Here is an 18216-nt window from a genome sequence, read left to right as displayed (position 1 = left end):
GACATAGGGTGGCCTTTCGATTGCATAAAGTGTCGCGAGGCCCCTCGCCCTCCCGGCGCGCGGCGCCGGACCCCGATCCATCCCCAGCGGATCGGGACGGAACGTTATCTGCCTGCTGCATGACGACCCTCATCGTCACCGGCTTTCCCGCTCGAAAATCCGCCGGCTGAGGTCGGCTGACGCGGCCCAGCCGGCCTCGGTCAGGTAGCGGACAGGTTCGCGGCCGCACAATTCCCACAAAACGGTGCGCCGTTGCGGCCATCTGAGCGACGACAGCCACGGCGCGATGACCATGTGGAACAGGTCTTCATTGCCGATGCGTGACAGGATCCTGGTGGCCCGATCCGACAGCAGCGTGCCGGCGCCACCAAGCAGCACATCGGCGGCGCGCAGGCCCAGCAGCAGGGTGTCAGCCAGCCCCTGCTCGACCGCGTAGTCGAGCACAGTCTGCTGCTCGGCCTCGCTCAGCCGACTGGCAGCGGCCCGGACATCGCAGACATAGCCCGCGCATGGCTCGCGGTTGAACAGCGCCTTTGCGACACTGATGCAGGACAGAAGCAAAGTGTCGGAGGCCGAGATGAACGGCACGCTGGAGCCGGCGATCGCAAGCGCGCGCTTGCGGCGCAGGAACCCTTCCGTATCGCGCGGGCTGGGCGATCCCGGCTGCTGGAGCCGGTAATGGAGATCGACGGTGGACAATTTCCGACCTTGGCTGCGAACCATGTGCTGCTCGCCCAGAAAGCGCACCCACCAGACGGAGCGGGACTTGCCGGCGACCTCGTAGCCGATCGAGCGCAGCGCATCGCGAGCCCTAAAGAAGCCGGCCGGCGACACCAATATGTCAACATCTCCGGACGGCTTCATGAAATGGTCGCCATAGAGCAGTTGCTGCTGGAGGGGCCCCTTCAGGAACACGAAATCGATGCCGCTGCCGCGCAGCGCCTTGTCGATGGCCATCGAATCCATGATGCCGGACGAGTTCATCGCAATCGTGCGCCGGCGATAAGTGTCGAGCCACTCGAGCAATCCCGGCGGCGTCTCGCCCGCCGGTGGGCGCGACAGCGCCTTCAGCATGAAGGTGGCGACCTTGTTCAGCCTGGCGATGTCGCAAACATCGGCAACGGAGATGGCCGGTGCAGGCGCGGCGCTGGGGCTCGCCCCGGAGGCGAAGAACAGCCGCAGGCACGCCTGCACATAGGCCACTTCGTCGGCGCAGCCAGCGGCGCGCAACCTTTCGAAGGTCCCTTCCTGCAAGGCCATCTGCTGCAGCATCTCCGCAAAAAATTCGCCAGGCGCGTTATATTGCAAGTGCGAAGCAAAGCATCGCCAAATTCATGCGCCGCGTCCAGTTTTTCCTTTGGCGCCAATTTCCTGCAACCTGAACGTTTCGCAACACAGTCCTAGATGCAAGGCGCCGCCTGATCGGGGCTTGTGACGGGTACGTCAGCAACAATTTTGTGGGAATGCGCCAGCGCCCAAGTGAGGAGCATTCGAAGGAAAATTTAACGTAATTAAATCAGATACTTAGTTGACGGCCTCGGACACTCTGCTGAATTCTCCTGGGATGTGAAAATGCAAAGCGCTTTGATCACCATTGAAGGGAGTCGCAACCGAGAATTGATTAACGGCTGGTAAATCAGGCTTGACTCATAAATGCTGCCATGCAGCTATTGCGGTGCAGCAATAGCTCGCTGCCGGCAATCGACAGGCCGCTTCCAGTCCACAAGTGGAGAGTAAATTGGAACAGAATGTTGAAAAGCATGAGTACGAAACCCCTAGCCTGACGGTCCACGGCTCGATCGAGACCATCACGCAAGGCGGTAGCGGTACTACGGCACTCGACGCCTCGTTTCCGGCACATACGCCGGTCGGCGAACTCACCTTCTCCTGAGTATTCTCTCGTTGGGGTGACAAAGTCCGGACTCTGCAAACAGAGCGCACTAAGGAGAGTCGGGGGTCAAACCCCGGCTCTCGCGTCTTTGTCCGGAATTGCCGAAGCGTTGGTTGTGAGCGAGGTTTAGGAATGGACTGGAACCCCACGGACCATGATCGGATGAGCGCGAGCAAGGATGCCGTGGCCTGCGAATTCGGCAACGGCCTGGCGCTGCTCGATATGAGGTCCAACATCTATTACAGCCTGAACAGCGTCGGCGCCTATATCTGGGAGCTGATCCAGGAGCCGCGGCCGATTTCCGAAATCCGCAGCGCCGTGCTGGATCGCTACAATGTCGATCCGGAACGCTGCAAGGCCGATGTCGATGGATTGTTGAAGGGCTTGGCGGACGCCGGGCTTGCGAGGCTCCATGATGAGGAACTTGTCTAGAGCTTTCTCACTTAGCGGGCCGGAGATGCTCTTTCTCGCCCACTGCCTTGCGGTGGTCGTGGCGGTGCGGCTGGGGCTGACGCTGCTTTCCTACAACAAAGTGCGCCGCATGGTGACCCGGCTCGACGCGCGCGAACCAGCCGACATCGGCGATCTCAGGCGTGTCGCCTGGGGCGTGGCTGCGGCTGCCCGCCTGGTGCCTGGCGCAAGCTGTCTGACCCAAGCGCTTTCCGGCCAATATTTGCTTGCCCGCCAGGGCAACGCCTCAAAAATCCGCATCGGCATCGAGCGCGATACCGGCACCGAGTTGAAGGCGCATGCCTGGCTGGTCAGCGGCGACCATATCGTGCTCGGCGGCTCGCTTGGCGGGTTTAACCATCTCGTCGACCACGGCCAGTGAGCGATGAGCGGCGTCGCCGGAATTCTGCTGAGGCAGGAAGGCAGGCAGGCCGCCGCGGCCGACATCCAGCGCATGCTTGCCCGCATGCAGCATCGCGCGCCTGACGGCAGTTCGTGGTGGATCGACGAGGGCGTCGTTCTTGGCCACGCCTGGCTCAACACCACCGATGAAGCCGGCCCCGGCCCGCTGACCATGGCCGGCGGCAAGCTCGCAATCACCGCGGATTGCCGGCTGGACAACCGCGACGAACTCTTGGCCAGGCTCGGCATCCGGGACAATTCGGTTGCCGACGCCGTGCTTGTGATGCGCGCCTATCTGCGCTGGGGCGAAGCCTGCCCCGAGCATCTGCAAGGCGACTTCGCCTTTGCCATCTGGGATGGCGAGCGCCGGCAGCTGTTTTGCGTGCGCGACCATTTCGGCGTCAAACCGTTCTACTATCATTCGAGCGACCGGCGCTTCGTCTTTGCCTCGGAGATCGGGCCGATCCTCGATGCCGGCGGCGTCGACATGCGCATCAGCGAACACCAGATTTCGGGATTCCTGGCCGGGCTGCCCGACGATCCGCAGTCGACAGCCTATGCCGATATCTTCCGCCTGCCGGCGCGCCACAGTCTGACAGTGACCGGCAACCAGGTGGTGCTGCGCCGCTACTGGCAGATCGAACCGTCGCCAAGACCGATGCGGGCGGACACGGCCGAGGAATTCCGCCATCTGTTCTCGCAATCGGTCCGCAACCGCATGCGCGGCACGCCTGCGGTCGGGGCGATGCTGAGCGGAGGCCTCGATTCCTCCTCGATCGCCTGCGTGGCGGGCCTGCAGAATGCCGCCCAGCAAAGACCGAGGCTGCCGACCTTCTCGCTGGTGTTCGAAAAGGGCTCGCCGATGGACGAGCGGCCTTTCATCGAGGCGGTGCTTGGACAGGAGCAGGTCGACGGCACTTTGATTTCCGTCGGCAACTACGCGCCCTTCGCGGAATTCGAACGCATTCTGGAGGAGCAGGAAGAAACGTTCCTGGCCCCCGGCCTGTCGCTGACCCGCGACATCTACAGGACGGCCGGCGCCAAGGGCATGAAGGTGCTGCTGGACGGCCATGGTGGCGACGAGGTGGTTTCGCAAGGCCACGGCCATCTGCACGAACTCGCCGATGCCGGCAAATGGATGGAGCTGTGGCGTGAGCTGCGCAGCGCTTCCAACACTTATGGCGACGGCATGCTCGGCCTTTACTACAAGTTCCTGACCCTCTACGGGCCTGCCTGGCGCGTCGCGAGAATCAAGCGGTTCGCGAACCGCGTGCTTGGCAAATTGCGGCGCCATCCCACTGGGCGGCCGGCGACGAGCTGGCGCGGCCTGATCAATCCGGACCTGGCGATGCGCACCGACCTCGTCGAACGGTTCCGCAGGGCCGGCTATATGCCGCCCGCGGTCAGCGCCAGCGAGACCTTGACCCATCGCTGGCTGCTGTCGAACGGCATGGTGCCGCACGCCTTCGAGGTACTCGACAAGGCGGCGGCGAATTTCGGCGTCGAGCCGCGCTACCCCTTCTGGGACAAGCCTCTGGTCGAGTTCTGCCTGACACTGCCCGGCGCGGAAAAGCTGAACCAGGGCTTTGGCCGCTCGGTGTTGCGCCGCGCCATGGAAGGAATTTTGCCGCCGGCAGTGCAGTGGCGGCGCGACAAGATCGATTTCACCTCGAACCTGGTCAAAGGCATGCTCGGCAATCACCGCGATCTCCTGGACAAGGTGCTGGTGAAAGATGCGGCGCGGATCGCCCCTTACGTCAACCTGCCTGAGGTGACCGCCGCCTATGGCCGCATTTCCAGCCAACCCGAGGCCGCCACCTTGCCCGATGTCCAGTATGTATGGCGTTCGATTTCGCTATCGTTGTGGCTGCGGCAGGTGCAACAGCGCGGGAGCCCCTGATGATGCCGGCCAACATGCCCCTTGCCGCTGATGAGCGCCATGCAATTGCTGCTCGCGCACAGCACTTCTACAAAGCCTATGGGCTGACGATCGCTTCGCAGATCGAACTGCCTGAGCTAGAGCCGAGCGCGCCGGCGGCGGTCGATGTGCTGATCACGGTCGGCCTGATCGACCTGCCAAAACCCTCGCCCGAGACCGGAACTGCTTTCCGTTTCGAGCCGCGGCAGCAATATCTGGCTTGGCGGACGGTCGGCGCCTTCCTGATCACCGATGCCTGCCGCATCGAGGTGGAGCCGGCGCCTAATGTCGACGACGCGCTGCTGGCGTTTCCGCTGCTCGGTCCGGTCATGGCACTGCTCCTGCACCAGCGCGGCCTGCTCATCCTGCACGCCAGCGCCATTGCCGTCGGCGGCAAGAGCGCTGTTTTCATGGGCGACAAGGGCGCCGGGAAATCGACGACCGCGAGCGCGATGATCCGCGCCGGCCATCGCTTGCTGACCGACGATGTCGTGGCGCTCGATCTCACGGACCGGCCGATGATCGTTCCGGGTTTTCCGCAGCTGAAACTCGCCGCCGATGCGGCCGCCGCGTTTCCCATCCGCCAGGCAGAAATACGCCCGCAGGTGCATGCGGCGATCGACAAGATGCAGCATCGCCTGCACGCCGGATTTGCGGCAGACGCGGTGCCGGCGACCCGGATCTATATCCTCGAGCGCAGCGACAAAGCAGCGATCACGCCGCTGCCAGGCATCGGCGCCCTGCCGGCAATCATCAAATTTTCCTATGTGACGCGTTTCGGCCGTCCAGCCCTGGTCGGCGATTTTGCCACGACACATCTTCGCCAATGCGCCGCCCTGGCCAGCCAGATCGGCGTCTGTCGCCTCGAAGTGCCCACCGGGCTCGACCGTATCGGCGAAGCTGTCGCCCTGATCGAAAACGATCTGGCGGCCGACAAAGGGCCGCGGTGACTGACATGTCCGCATCGCAGATCCTGCGCTTTTCGTTTTACCGCGATGTCGCCGGCTTCGGCGCCGCCATGGCCCGGATCGGCGGGCGCAGGACCTTCACGGCATTGCTGTTCCTGATCCTGGGAAGCCTGACCGAAGGCATCTCGATCCTGCTTCTGGTGCCGCTGCTGCATCTGGTCGGGCGACCCGAGCAGAATTTCGCGGTCAGGTTGCCTGACCGCGACTGGGTGCGCTGGCTGGCTCCGGACGGAACGCTGCAATTGACCACGGTGCTTTGCCTGCTGGTCGGGCTTGTCGCGCTGCAGGCAGCGTTCAACCGCTATAAATCCGTCTACATGGCGCGGCTGCTGCTCGACTTCATCAATCGCCTGCGCATGAACCTGTTCGAGAGCATCGGCAAGGCGCGGTGGGGGATATTCGCGCGCATGCGCAGCTCCGATCTCGACCATGCGCTGACCGGCGATATCGACCGCGTGCAGTCGGCGGCGTTCTCGCTGCTGATGCTGGTGCAGATCGCCGTGCTTCTGGCGGGTTATCTCGTTGTCTCGCTGTTCATTTCGACAGTGATGACGGCGTTTGCCATTGTCGTCGGCATCGTCACCTTCCTGGCACTGCAGCCGTTTCGGGCACGAGCCAGCGCCTTCGGCCGGGTTTTGACCAGCAATCGCCAGGAGCAGTACCGAACGGTCTCGGAGTTCCTCGGCGGCATCAAGGTGGCCAAGAGCCTGAATGTCGAGGCGACCTATTACGCGCAGCTTCGCGCGACGCTGGAGAAGATGAAGGCCGACAACATCAACTATGTGCGCAACAGCACCATCGGCACCGCTCTGTTCCAGGTCGCCAGCGTCATTGGTCTGAGCCTGTTCATCTATGTCGCTTTGGTGCGCTTCAACCTCTCGCTGGCCGAGATCGTTGTCCTGCTTCTGGTGTTCATGCGCATTGCGCCGCGCTTCATGGACATGCAGATGCAGGCGCAGCAGGTGCTGATCAACCTGCCGGCCTATGCCTCGATGCGCGACATGCAGGCGCGTTTCGATGCCGAACGCGAGCCGGCAAACCTCGAATCGGATGCCAAGCTGTCGCTCGATGTCGGGCTCAACATCCGCAATGTCTCCTTTGCCTATGAGGCCGGCGGCAAGCCGGTGGTGAGCGATGTCACCTTTGGCCTTCCCGCCGGCAAGGTAACGGCGCTGATCGGTCCGTCAGGCTCGGGCAAGAGCACGCTTGCCGACATGCTGCTTGGCCTGCTCGAACCGAGCGAGGGCAAGATCCTGGCCGATGGCGTCGAGATCGGCGCCGCCAACCGCCGGCGCTGGCGCGACCAGGTGGCGTATGTGCCGCAAGACGTGTTCCTGCTGCACGATACGATCGCCGCCAATCTGCGCCTTGCCGCGCCGCAAGCCAGTGACGCGGAGCTGTGGACTGCACTGCGCGCTGCGCATGGCGCCGACTTCGTCGAGCGGCTGGAGTTGCGGCTCGACACGGTGGTCGGCGACCGCGGCGTCCGGCTCTCGGGCGGCGAACGCCAGCGCATCGCGCTGGCGCGCGCGCTGCTGCGCAAACCTTCGCTGCTCATTCTCGACGAGGCGACCAGCGCGCTCGACTGGCAGAACCAGTCCCTGATCGCCAAATCGATCGACGGCTTGCGCGGATCGATGACGATCCTGACCATTGCGCACAGGCCATCGATGATCGCCTTCGCCGACTGGGTGGTTGCAGTCGAAAACGGACGAATCGTCGAAGTCGGGCAATATCAGAGGTTGAAAGCGAAGGCCGGCAGCCGCCTGTCGAAAATGCTTTCAGGCGAGCAATCGGAACCCGAGCCGGCCGAAGCAGGCTGAGTCCGGCTGCAAGATGATCCGAGGCCGACCTTGCGGCTTCAGACTGCTCAATGCACGCTGCGCCTCGCCGAGAGCTTCTCGCCTTCAACCGCCTTGTCGGCGCCGAGGCTTCTTTCGGCGTCGCGAGCCCTGTCGGCCGATGTCGGCGCGCTCCTGGCGATCATCACATACACCAGCAGGAAATAACCGATTTGGATGAGGACAGCGCAGCCGATGACGCGAAGCACCGTTGTGGTGACCGTCGCGCCCTCGACATAGGACCACGCGACCACGATCGCGAGGGCGAAAACCATTCCAATGACGAATTTTGGTAATGACATGTTCGGCGGCCCGTCAACCGGCCCGAGCATGCAAAAGCGATGACTTACCCACCCGAGTATCTCCCCATTCGCCATGCGAGCTTATTTAGCTGCTCTTTTTCGGCCGGTTGCTTCCGGCCTTCCCAACCCATCCAGACTCTATCAGGAATAATTTGCGACTCTATTAAGGCGCGAAACTGACGGCAAGGGCAACCAGCAATAATTTTCGGCTTGGCGGCGGCTTGGACTCCGCCATGCTGCGATGCACACGCAGGGGTGGTGGCCTAACTCGTCATGCGCTTTATACTACAGTAGAATCCACAATGTTGATTAGTATTTTACTTGATTAATTTAGCAAAGCCAGTGATTCGAAAATCAGTTAAAGCCGTTCCCTCTGCGGCAAAGGACGATTTGCCCAAAACCCGCCGAAAAAAGGCATTACATTTCCTACGGTTGCTAAATATTCGTCACAAACCCGCCATAAAGGGCAAAATTTGGGCAAGGAGGGTTTATTATTTAGTCAATTCCTGACGTGACTATTTCAGCCATATGGGAAATTGTGTGTTGCGCTGCAGCATTTTTTTGGTATCGTGGCATAAACCATCCGTTCAACGTATGGAGCTTTTGCATGAGGGACGTTGCCAAGTCGGCCAATGCGGCATTTTCGCATGTCGGCGTAGATTTTCCGCCGCCTATCGGCGGGCTGCTGAAGCGCAGTTTCGATATTTTCGGTTCACTTGTCGGCCTGGTGGCGCTTAGCCCGCTGTTCCTGATGGTGGCCCTTCTGGTCAAGCTTTCCGACGGCGGCTCGATCTTCTACGGCCACAAGCGCATCGGACGCGGTGGGCGGATTTTCCCCTGCCTCAAGTTCCGCACCATGGTCGAAGACGGCGAACGTGTGCTGGCCGCCTATCTCGCGGCCAATCCGGAAGCCAACGCCGAATGGATCGCGACCCGCAAGCTGAAGAACGATCCGCGCGTCACCCGCGTCGGCGCCGTTCTGCGCAAGCTCAGCCTCGACGAGCTGCCGCAGATCATCAACATCCTGCAGGGCGACATGAGCCTTGTCGGGCCTCGCCCGGTGGTGCGCGACGAGCTTGAGATCTACGGCAGCGCCGCGGTCTATTATTTGAAGTCGCGGCCGGGCCTGACCGGGCTCTGGCAGGTCAGCGGACGCAACGATGTCTCCTATGACAGTCGCGTCGCGTTCGACCGTCACTATGTCGAGAACTGGTCGCTGTTCGAAGACGTTCGCATCATCCTCAAGACCGTGCCTGCGGTGTGGATGTCGCGCGGTTCCTACTGACCGACCGCAACTGGTCAGCAATCGGGCCGGCACGGCCCGAAGCCAATCCGGTCCAAAGCTATTCGGCGATGGGCCGGTCTCGCATTGCAGCCATAGTGTTCTGCCAGGTTCCGAAGGAGGCACTCGGCAGAAGGCCTATCGGGCGGATGGGGCCAAAACGGATCGGAAACGTCAGTTGAAAACAGACATATCAGCGTATTTTCGCCTTGCCGGCCCGATGCGGCCGGCACGGCTCGTCGCCACGTGCCTCGCTCTGTCGCTCGCGGTTCCGGCCATGGCCGACGAGTACCGGCTCGGCTCGCAGGACAAGCTCAACATCCGCGTCGCCGAGTGGCAGACGGTGGAAGGCACGTTCCGTGACTGGTCGGCGGTAAACGGCGAATATTCGGTCGGTCCAGCCGGCAATTTGTCGGTGCCGTTCGTCGGCGAACTGCCGGCCGCCGGCAAGACCACGTCGGATGTTGCGGCCGCGATCAGCGTCGCCCTGCAGCGCAAGCTTGCCTTGTCGGACAAGCCGGAAGCCTCGGTGGAAATGGTGCAGTTCCGGCCGTTCTACATCTCGGGCGAGATCCAGACGCCTGGCCAGTTTCCCTATGTGCCGGAGCTGACCGTGCTCAAGGCGATCAGCATCGCCGGCGGCATCCGGCGCAACGCCGATTTCGGCACCCAGCTCGGCAAGGATCTGATCACCGCCAAGGGCAATTTCGACATTTATGACGACCAGCGCGTGCGGTTGATCGTCAAGCGTGCCCGCATCGATGCCGATCTCGCCGGCAAGGAGAGTTTCGAGGCGCCTAAGGAAGTCGAGGGCGACCCGCGCCTGGCGACAATCGTCGCCGACGAAATGCAGATCCTGATCTCCGACCAGAAAGCGTTGAAGCTGAAGCTGCAGGCGCTTGACGATCTGAAAGGGGTCCTGCAGTCCGAAATCGAGGCGCTGCAGAAAAAGATCGTCAACCAGCAAAAGCAGGTCGACCTGGCGCAGCAGCAGGCGGACAGTATCGGTCCGCTGGCGCAAAAGGGCCTGGTCGCCAACGCACGCCTGCTTTCCTCGCAACAGTCGGTCACCGATCTGCAGGGCAAGATCCTGGACTATGAGACGGCGATCCTCACCGCCAAGCAGTCGGTCAGCAAGGCGACGCAGGATGCCATCGATGCCCAGAACACGTTGAACTCGAGACTTGCCGCCGACCGGCAGCAGGTCGAAGCAGACCTCAACGAAGCCGCACTCAGGGTCAACATGCAACAGGGCCTGATGGCCCAGGCATCGGACCCGGCCACGACCGCCGCCATAACAAACAACAATGAAGAGCCGGCGCTCATCTATTCGCTGGTGCGCGTGACCGACGGCAAGACCAGCGAGATCGACGCCAAGGAAGATACGCCGGTGCTGCCGGGCGACGTCATCAAGGTGAAGCTGGCGCCGACGGCCAGTCAGTAGGCTGTGGGACTACGTCGCGATCCAGCGCTTTCTATCCATCCAGAGCAAAGAATTCCAATCTCCGTCAGGCCCGCCTGGCGGAGATTTTGCTATGTGCGATTTTAGGCCGCGAACCGATACGGCGCGCTGCTTTGAAGGAATTCACGCGGATGTCGCTGCTCCAAAGCCGCTATGCAGTTTTGGGTGACACGCATGGGCTTGCTTGATCGGCGGCCGGACGGCCGGCATGCCCGGGCCAGGCTGGTTCGCCCCTTGCCGCCTCCGCCGGCTCGAAGGCCGGCGACCAGCGCGTGCGGGTGACCGGCAGCCGCGCCAGCTTGAAGTAGCTGAAATACATCAGGAACGAGCCCATGATGTAAGGGTTGAGGATCTCGACCTCGACGAAGGAGCGGATGAGCAGCAGCACCATCACGCCGAAGAGCACCACCGATTCGGCCTGCCATGCCTTGAAGATCACCGTCGAAACGTGACCATAAAGCGTGCGCAGCAAGATCAGCGACACCATTATCGCGCCGGTGAAGCCGAGCTCGACAAGCGCCTCGACATAGGTGTTGTGGAAATGGAAGCCGGTGCGAGTGGTGATGTAGAATTCGTTCCACAGCCGCTCGGCTTCGGCAAAGCCCTGCACCCAATAGGCGGCATAACCGACGCCGAGGATCGGCGAGCGCTGCGCAGCGTTCCAGCCCTGCTCCCAAAGATATGTCCGCCCGGTGAGTGTCGAATCCTTACCAAAGAGGCCAAGCACGAAGTCCATGAGCCCGAGATTGAGCGCAACAACGGCCACCACGACGACCAGACCAGCGCCGACCACGAAGATCACCCGGCGATAGCGCCGCGACAAAAGCTTGGTCATAGCAAGAAGCGCAATCAGCGCCAGGACCGCCGGTATCGAGGCCATCGAGGTGGCGGAATGCGAGACCACCAGCACAAAGGCCGACAACAGCACCACAGGCACCGTTAGTATGAAGCTCAGCCGACCACGCCGCAGGAAAGTAAGAAAAACGACGGAGAAATAGATGCCAAGCGAGCCGACGAAGCCGACCTGGTTCTTGGAGGCGAAGGCGCCGACGAAGTTGTAGGTGCCGTCAAGCACGTCCTCGGAATAAGCCCCGACCTTGAGCGAATAGAGCAGGACGAAGAATATCCCGATCAGGGCGCCGAGCGTCAGGGTGCGTACGCTGACGGTGCGCGCCGCGACATAGGCGCAGGCAATGTGGGAAAAGTACTGGACCGCGGTTCTGGCGGTGATGCCGGGCGCCTGCGACCAGAAGACGGAGAAGCAGACATAGGCCGCGAACAGCAACGGCAGCCAGGCGCTAGACAACTGCCGCAGGAAGCGCCGGTAGTCGACGAGGATAAGCGGAAGCCAGACGGCGTAGTAGGCCAGGATCAGCACCTGGCCGAAAATGACGGAATAGGAGAACGCCCAGACCGATACGGCCACTGCAAAGGCGCCATAGACCGAGTTCTTCTCGGGGTCGACCAGCAGGGCCTTTGGAATTTTCATCTCAGAGTCCCGGCGACGCGGCCCAAGGTCGGCAAGCCAGACCGGCCGCAAGCCAGCCGGCATGTCCGCAAACAGGGGCGTGCAATAAACGGCATCTCCATTGTGCAGTGCAATATAACCTATCGCACGCCATGCTCAATGGCAAATCCGGTCACCTTGTCTTACATCGGAGCCGTTCACCGTTTTGCGGGAACGACGAACTGCTCTAACCCTTTGTTTTGATGCAATTCCTGTTGGAACCCGTTCACACTTTTCGTGGAATTGCTCCAGCGAACAGGGAGAGGTCAGCCGGTAGCCCACCCAGCACGGCAGCTCTGATCAGGCGAGGAGAACACACTACCACAGCGCCCCGCCGGTGATCTGGATGTTTTCCATGGTGATGCCCTTGGCCAGATCCGAACACAGGAACACGGCTAGAGCCGCGATTTCCTGCGGCTGCAGCATGCGCTGCTGGGGATTGCCCTTGGCGATCTCGGCCATCGCTTCCTCGGCGGTTCTGCCCTTGCCCTCACGCTCGACGACCTGCGCCACGTTGCGGCGCATCAGTTCGGTCTCGACCCAGGTCGGGCTGATCATGACGCAGGTGACACCGTGCGCGGCGCCTTCCAGCGCCACGCAGCGGGTAAGGCCGAGCAGCCCGGCCTTCGAGGCGCAGTAGGCCGGGTTGTCCTTCCAGCCGACGGAAGCCGCCGTCGAGCCGATGTTGACGATACGGCCCCAGCCGCGCTCGATCATGCCGGGCAGCACAGCTCGGGTGACGCGGAACGCTCCGCTGAGATTGGTGTCGACGATCTTGTCCCACAGCGCGTCGGAATGGCCGCAGACCGGCTGTTCTGCGGTGGTGCCCGCGGCATTGACCAGTATGTCGGCCGGGCCGATGGCGGCCTGCGCGTCGGCTGCAAACCGGTTGGTCACCTCGCTGTCGCGGACATCGAGATGGGCGGCACAAACCCTGGTGCCGTGTGCCGACAGGGCCAACCGCACGCGCTCGAGTTCATCGGCGCCGGGATAGTAGGCGGCGTCGGATCTGTCGGCGCCGGCGGGCGCGATGTAGGAGCCGACGGCGACATTGGCGCCGGCTTGCGCCAGGGCCGTAGCAATGGCGAAACCCATGCCGGAAAACCCGCCGGTGACGATGGCGCTGCGGCCGGAAAGGTCTGTCATGGTGGGCAGTCTCCGATGCGACGTACGATGCGTTTATTCATAGTCCGTCGCCGGCTAGGAGCGCTACCTTGCCGGCAACGCGGCCGTAACATCGAGTTTCGCTAAAGCGGTTTGCCCAGCCACTCGCGGTAGAAGCCTTCGAGATCGGGTTCGAAATCATGCACGATCGGATAGCCGGGTGCTGCCGCCTCGACCTCGTGCATGGTGCCGCATTGCGGGCAGATGAATTCGCGGATTTCCATCCATTGCGGATCGGGGATATCGCTGTTGGGATAGATCTCGCGCAGCGCTGCCTCGGTGTTGCGCACGTTGATCGCGGCCTTGAGCTTCCAGTTCTTGCGGTAGTCGCCGAAGGAGTGGCCGCATTCGCAACGGGTGATGCGCTCGTCGCCGCTCTGGCAGATGAACAGGTGATCCGAGACCGGCAGCAGGATCGGGTCCTTCCAGGTGACACGGTCCTGATAGACGGCGAGCATCTTGAAGAAGCGGTCGTCGTCCTTGTAGGCGCTCATGATGCGCTTTGTCTGAGGCCAGGGGAGCTTGCCGGCTGAGAGATCGCCGAGGACTTCCTTGCTGTACGAGGTCATGGCTTTGCTCCCGGCATGAAGATCGATCTGGCGTCGACGGTCCAGAAATCGCTGAAATCCCTGGTGAAGCGCGACGACAGCTTGATCGCGCTGGCATACATTTTCTTCACCTCGGGCGCGAAGTCGGCCTTCTCGACACGGCCGTGTTCGGCAGCGATCCAGTCGGAAACCGGGATCGCCTTGGCCAGACGCTCTCTGCGCATGGCGGCACGACGTTCGACGGTGGCGTCGATATCGGCAACCGGATAACCCTCGGCGTCGTCCTTCAGCACGATGCCGAAAATCTGGATCGCCGCCTGGCGGGTGAGAAAACCGTTCTCGACATCCCAGGCGGTCTTGACCGGATCGCGCTCCAGCACGTCACCGTAACCGCCGCCACCATTGTAGGAATGGCTGAAGATGTCCCCCGACTTGTGCGGCGAGGTGATGTAGGGGCCTTCGACCACGGCATGGTCGCCGCCGATGTTCTTCTCGTAGTCGGAGACATGCGGATCGATACCTGGGGCATGCGCGAGCGGTTCGCCTTTTGCCGCCAGTTCATGGATGTTGGAATTGCGTACCGCGCGATGCTTCTGGCAGGTCGGCGCGGGATAGCCGCCACACATGCCGCCATTGTCGAATACCCGCGAGGAGTGTTCCGAGGTGTGCAGTCGCAGGTGCGAGGTCTTGTTGATCAGCCAGGTCGAGACGAAGGAACAGCCGCCGCGATATTTGCCGGCGCCCCCTGAATTGGGGACGATCGAGCGGCCGATATAGACCATCGGCATCGATTGTTCCCAGACCTCGATGTTGCCCATGTCGGATTCCGGATTCCAGCCGACATAGGCGGTGTCGAGGCCATCGGCGATGGCCAGCGCGCCGGAGCCGGCGGCGGCGCATTCGAAATGCGCCATGCCGAACGGCGTACCGTACTGGCTTTCGCCGCCCATCTCGATCATCGGGCTGTTGACCTGGCCAACGAAGGCCTCCTCGACGAAGCCGCGCGCGACGAAGCCGCGCGACAAAAGGCGCTGGAACACGCCATAGGCCGGCAGCAGCAGCGCCCAGGATGTGGCGGTCGCCACCATCTCATTGTCGGGGTTGGTCCAGGTGCCGTGCGGCAGCTTCAGCTCGGTCGCCATCCAGGCGCCGTCATTGACCAGGCCCTCGAAATTCATGTGCTGGGTCAAGGTGACGAACATGCCGCCATCCATGCCGGCCGGCGTGCAGTTCATCGAATGGTAGCCCCAGGGTTGCGTGCCCTCGAAGTCCATGGTGATCTTGCCGTCGGTGGTGATCTCCATCTCGATCGGGATGTTGTAGAGCCAGTCGGGATCGCCAAGCAGCTGGAAGCCGGGCTTGCCCGCCGTGACATGGCCGTAGAAGGTGTGGCCACGATAAATGCCGGGCACGGTGAGCTGGCGGGTGCGGGCGAGCTGGGCGCGACGGCCCTCCTCGATGAACTCCTTCGACACCTTCATCCAGTAGTCGAGGCCGATCTCGGAGATCAGCTGCTTGACGCTTTCGCGCATGTCGATGCAGGAGGCGACCTTGGCCTTCTCGTCGAGCACCCAGTAGATCGGCATGCGTAGATTGCGCTCGCAGCGGATGACGTAGTCGCGGCGGATCTCGTCATTCTCGCCGATCTTCTCGGCGCAGACGAACAGGCCTTCGGTGAAGCGCTCCTGCGCCAAGCAGACGTCGCCGCCGGGCGTGATGCCGCCGGCTTCGAGCTCGTGGCAGACCGCACCGGCCCAGCCGACCAGCGTGCCTTGATGGAAGATCGGCACCACGTCCATGACGTCGGGCACCTGCACGGTGCCGATGAAGGCATCGTTGTTGGCAAAGATGTCGCCTTCGCGGATCTTCGGGTTTTCCTCGTAATTGTTCTTGATCATCCATTTGATGAAGCGGCTCATCGTGTGGACGTGGACCATGATGCCGTTGGACAGCGCGATCGCATCGCCCTCGGGCGTATAGATCGCCACCACCATTTCGCCGACTTCGCGCACGCCGGGCGAGGCCGAGATGCGGCGGGCCATTTCGCGGGCCGAGACGCAATAGGCGCGCAGCTTGGTGTGCAGCGTCTCGAATTTCAGCGGGTCCTGGTTGCGTAGCGTGAGCTCGGTGATGCCGTCATAGCAGCCGGTCTCTTCCATCAGCCGTTCTGAATCGAGCAGCCGTTCGCGAAGGCGCAGGGCCGAGGCAGGTCTGTCCAACATGGCGGTGCCCTTTCAAGAATGGGTGTAATGCAGCAGCGTCCACTCATCCACGTGGACACGGTCCTGCGGATGAACAACGAGCGTGGTGGCGGGATGTTCGATGATGGCCGGACCGATCACCTCATGGCCGGGCTGCAGTAGGTCCATCTCGTAGAGATTGGCCTTGTGCCAGCGTCCCCCGATATAGGCCTCGCGCACGCCCTTGTGCGCTGCTGCCGGGGCCGACTTGCCGAGCGGGCGCTTCAAGAGCACCGGCTTGACCTTGTCGGCAGTGGCGATCAATCCGAGCTCGGTGATGGTGAAGCCGGCTTCGCCATAGCGCGAAACGCGATGGTTGACCTTGGCGTAGACCGCCTCGAACTCGTCGATGACCCTACGCATGTCGTCAGCCGAATTGACCTCGGCAAGCGGTGCCATGACCTCGACATCCTCGAGCTGGCCGGTGTAGCGCATCATCAGGAACGGCACGGTCTTGATCTTGTCTCTGATATGGCCGTCGCTGATCATCTCGTCGACCGCCGCCTTGGTGAGATCATTCCAGACGTCGGTGACCTTCTTGCCGAAAGCGAGCAGCTCGTCATCGCTTGCGCGGGCGCCGATGTCGTGCTGCGTCGAGACCGAATGCCGACGCATGAAATCGGCGGTGGTGCAGCCGAAGGCCGAGAAGGCGGCGGCAAACTGGAAGGTGATGATGTCCTTGAAGCCGATGCCCCTGGAGCAGCCGGCCAGATGCAGCGGACCCGAGCCGCCATAGGACAGCAGCGTGAATTCCGAGGGATGGATGCCCTGGCCGGAGATGACCCGGCGCAGCGCGTTGTTGGCATCGGCTTCCAGCATGTCGATCACGCCTTCGGCAGCCTCCTCGACACCGACGCCAAGGATGCTGGAGCATTTTTCCTCAAACGCTTTGCGCGCCTTCTCGACCTGCAAGACGACCTTGCCGCCGAGGAAATAATACGGGTTGAGGCGGCCTAGTATGGCGTCGCAATCGGCGATGGTGGGTTCAGTGCCGCCCTTGGCGAAGCAGATGGGGCCGGGGTCGGAACCGGCGCTTTCCGGCCCGAGCGAGACTTTCTTGGTCAGCGGGTCGACCTTGAGGATCATGCCGGCGCCGGCGCCGATCGTGTCGAGATGCAGCGTCGGCACGTTGAGCTTGAAACGGTCCATCAGCGGCTCGTTCTCGATCCGCGTCTGGCCGCGCGAAATGACGCCCATGTCGAAGGAGGTGCCGCCCATGTCCGAGCAGATCAGGGAGTCGTTGCCGATGAGCTTGCCGACATAGGCCGCGCCGAGAATACCGCCGATCGGGCCGGAAATCATGGTTTCGTGCAGGCGCGGATGGTTGATTGAGGTCAGGCCGCCAAAGGACAGCAGCGTCTGCACGCCGTATTTGAAGCCGTATTTTTTCGAAACGTCCTCGATACCCCTAAGCTGCTTGCGGCCGCGCGACGTCGCGTAGGCTTCGATCAGCACCGAGTTCAGCCGCGACTGTTCGCGGATGACCGGGCGGACCTCGTGGCTGGTGTAGATGAGGATGTCGGCGCCGGCTTTCAGCACCTCCTCGCGGCATATCTCGGCGATGCGCTTTTCGTGCACCGGATTGACGTGCGAGAAGATCGTCATGATGCAGATCGCCTCGACCTTGTCGGCGATCAGCTTCCTGGCTGCAGTCGCGACCTCATGCTCGTAGAGCGGCAGCACGATGTCGCCGAACTGGTCGATGCGCTCGGTGACGCCATGGGTGCGACGGCGCGGCACCAGCGGATCGGGATGATGGTGGGTCACCGCATGCAGCCGGTCGGCATAGGAATAGTCGGCCCAGGCCTGCAGGCCCCGACCCATCAGGATCATGTCTTCCAGACCCTTGGTGGTGATCAGGCCAAGCCGGCGCCCGGTGCGCGACAACAGCGTGTTGAGCATGCCGGTGCCGGAATAGAGCACGACGTTGACGCCGGAGAACAGCTGCTCCAGCGAGATGCCCCAGGCGTCGGCCGCGTCTTCGGCCGATGCGAGGAAGCCTTCGGCCTCGTTCTTGGGCGTGGTTGCCGACTTGCCGATCTTGAAGTGGCCGTCCTGGTCGACAAGGATCGTGTCGGTCATGGTGCCGCCGGCGTCGATGCCGATGACGATTGGATTGCCGACGATGGGACTGGTGAGGTTGGGTTGTGTCACGGTCGCCTCGGGATTGCTCTAGGATGCTCAAGCTAGATTCCTTGGGCGGCCTTGCGCCATGTGCCAAAAGACACAATGACCGCCGGA

15 protein-coding genes are annotated in these 18216 nt (G+C 62.3%); 8 read left to right on the top strand and 7 right to left on the bottom strand.

What is annotated here, in order from left to right; genetic code table 11:
* Positions 1-135: 135 nt before the first annotated feature.
* The gene (locus NKI61_RS23265; protein ID WP_023745201.1) at positions 136-1260 is read right to left on the bottom strand and encodes a nucleotidyltransferase family protein; all 1125 of its coding nucleotides are present in this window, start codon (positions 1258-1260) and stop codon (positions 136-138) included.
* A 478-nt stretch (positions 1261-1738) separates the two neighbouring features.
* Between NKI61_RS23265 and NKI61_RS23260 the strand changes: the two genes are divergently transcribed.
* The 6 genes from NKI61_RS23260 (at position 1739) to NKI61_RS23235 (ending at position 7452) form a co-directional block, all read left to right on the top strand.
* A complete protein-coding gene (locus NKI61_RS23260) occupies positions 1739-1891 on the top strand; it encodes a lasso RiPP family leader peptide-containing protein (RefSeq protein ID WP_023684233.1) in 153 nt (50 codons plus the stop codon).
* Between the two features lie 162 nt (positions 1892-2053).
* Positions 2054-2323, top strand: a complete 270-nt coding sequence (locus tag NKI61_RS23255) for a PqqD family protein (RefSeq protein ID WP_245259933.1) — start codon at positions 2054-2056, stop codon at positions 2321-2323.
* A gap of 25 nt (positions 2324-2348) precedes the next feature.
* Complete coding sequence (locus NKI61_RS23250) at positions 2349-2723, top strand: lasso peptide biosynthesis B2 protein (protein ID WP_023702339.1); 375 nt, start codon at positions 2349-2351, stop codon at positions 2721-2723.
* Positions 2724-2726: 3 nt separating this feature from the next.
* Positions 2727-4643, top strand: coding sequence for a lasso peptide isopeptide bond-forming cyclase (locus tag NKI61_RS23245; RefSeq protein ID WP_352840972.1), 1917 nt, complete (start codon positions 2727-2729; stop codon positions 4641-4643).
* Positions 4643-5611, top strand: coding sequence for a phosphoenolpyruvate carboxykinase (ATP) (locus NKI61_RS23240; RefSeq protein ID WP_352840971.1), 969 nt, complete (start codon positions 4643-4645; stop codon positions 5609-5611). Before NKI61_RS23245 ends, NKI61_RS23240 begins: the two co-directional genes overlap by 1 nt.
* 5 nt (positions 5612-5616) lie before the next feature.
* Complete coding sequence (locus NKI61_RS23235) at positions 5617-7452, top strand: ABC transporter ATP-binding protein (RefSeq protein WP_023711265.1); 1836 nt, start codon at positions 5617-5619, stop codon at positions 7450-7452.
* Between the two features lie 47 nt (positions 7453-7499).
* On the opposite strand, the gene NKI61_RS23230 is transcribed toward NKI61_RS23235, so the two are convergent.
* Entirely contained in the window at positions 7500-7745 is a 246-nt protein-coding gene (locus NKI61_RS23230) for an exopolysaccharide production repressor protein (protein ID WP_352840968.1), read from the bottom strand.
* A gap of 634 nt (positions 7746-8379) precedes the next feature.
* Here NKI61_RS23230 and NKI61_RS23225 point away from each other — a divergent pair.
* A complete protein-coding gene (locus tag NKI61_RS23225; protein WP_023668816.1) occupies positions 8380-9057 on the top strand; it encodes a sugar transferase in 678 nt (225 codons plus the stop codon).
* Positions 9058-9274: 217 nt separating this feature from the next.
* A complete protein-coding gene (locus NKI61_RS23220) occupies positions 9275-10498 on the top strand; it encodes a polysaccharide biosynthesis/export family protein (protein ID WP_032903882.1) in 1224 nt (407 codons plus the stop codon).
* Between the two features lie 169 nt (positions 10499-10667).
* On the opposite strand, the gene NKI61_RS23215 is transcribed toward NKI61_RS23220, so the two are convergent.
* The 5 genes from NKI61_RS23215 to NKI61_RS23195 form a co-directional block, all read right to left on the bottom strand.
* Entirely contained in the window at positions 10668-12005 is a 1338-nt protein-coding gene (locus NKI61_RS23215) for an O-antigen ligase family protein (protein ID WP_023684240.1), read from the bottom strand.
* 336 nt (positions 12006-12341) lie between these two features.
* Entirely contained in the window at positions 12342-13169 is an 828-nt protein-coding gene (locus NKI61_RS23210; protein WP_023684241.1) for an SDR family NAD(P)-dependent oxidoreductase, read from the bottom strand.
* 101 nt (positions 13170-13270) lie between these two features.
* Positions 13271-13756 carry an acetone carboxylase subunit gamma gene (locus tag NKI61_RS23205; protein WP_023729650.1) on the bottom strand — a complete coding sequence of 162 codons (486 nt, stop codon included), beginning with the start codon at positions 13754-13756 and terminating at the stop codon, positions 13271-13273.
* A complete protein-coding gene (locus tag NKI61_RS23200; protein WP_023738083.1) occupies positions 13753-15957 on the bottom strand; it encodes a hydantoinase B/oxoprolinase family protein in 2205 nt (734 codons plus the stop codon). Before NKI61_RS23200 ends, NKI61_RS23205 begins: the two co-directional genes overlap by 4 nt.
* A 12-nt stretch (positions 15958-15969) precedes the next feature.
* Complete coding sequence (locus NKI61_RS23195; protein WP_023694215.1) at positions 15970-18129, bottom strand: hydantoinase/oxoprolinase family protein; 2160 nt, start codon at positions 18127-18129, stop codon at positions 15970-15972.
* Positions 18130-18216: the final 87 nt, after the last annotated feature.

The sequence above is a fragment of the Mesorhizobium sp. M0514 genome (genome assembly GCF_040321145.1).
In the GTDB taxonomy this organism is placed as follows: Bacteria; Pseudomonadota; Alphaproteobacteria; order Rhizobiales; family Rhizobiaceae; genus Mesorhizobium.
Note: the sequence above shows the minus strand (reverse complement) of the source record. Positions and strands in the feature narration are given on the sequence as shown.

Bases quoted from the DNA above. Each gene is read 5' to 3' on its own strand.
- NKI61_RS23210 (WP_023684241.1), bottom strand. From the start codon at position 13,169: ATGACAGACCTTTCCGGCCGCAGCGCCATCGTCACCGGCGGGTTTTCC.
- NKI61_RS23245 (WP_352840972.1), top strand. From the start codon at position 2,727: ATGAGCGGCGTCGCCGGAATTCTGCTGAGGCAGGAAGGCAGGCAGGCC.
- NKI61_RS23200 (WP_023738083.1), bottom strand. From the start codon at position 15,957: ATGTTGGACAGACCTGCCTCGGCCCTGCGCCTTCGCGAACGGCTGCTC.
- NKI61_RS23230 (WP_352840968.1), bottom strand. From the start codon at position 7,745: ATGGTTTTCGCCCTCGCGATCGTGGTCGCGTGGTCCTATGTCGAGGGC.
- NKI61_RS23215 (WP_023684240.1), bottom strand. From the start codon at position 12,005: ATGAAAATTCCAAAGGCCCTGCTGGTCGACCCCGAGAAGAACTCGGTC.
- NKI61_RS23255 (WP_245259933.1), top strand. From the start codon at position 2,054: ATGAGCGCGAGCAAGGATGCCGTGGCCTGCGAATTCGGCAACGGCCTG.
- NKI61_RS23220 (WP_032903882.1), top strand. From the start codon at position 9,275: ATGCGGCCGGCACGGCTCGTCGCCACGTGCCTCGCTCTGTCGCTCGCG.
- NKI61_RS23225 (WP_023668816.1), top strand. From the start codon at position 8,380: ATGAGGGACGTTGCCAAGTCGGCCAATGCGGCATTTTCGCATGTCGGC.
- NKI61_RS23205 (WP_023729650.1), bottom strand. From the start codon at position 13,756: ATGACCTCGTACAGCAAGGAAGTCCTCGGCGATCTCTCAGCCGGCAAG.
- NKI61_RS23250 (WP_023702339.1), top strand. From the start codon at position 2,349: ATGCTCTTTCTCGCCCACTGCCTTGCGGTGGTCGTGGCGGTGCGGCTG.
- NKI61_RS23240 (WP_352840971.1), top strand. From the start codon at position 4,643: ATGATGCCGGCCAACATGCCCCTTGCCGCTGATGAGCGCCATGCAATT.
- NKI61_RS23265 (WP_023745201.1), bottom strand. From the start codon at position 1,260: ATGGCCTTGCAGGAAGGGACCTTCGAAAGGTTGCGCGCCGCTGGCTGC.
- NKI61_RS23235 (WP_023711265.1), top strand. From the start codon at position 5,617: ATGTCCGCATCGCAGATCCTGCGCTTTTCGTTTTACCGCGATGTCGCC.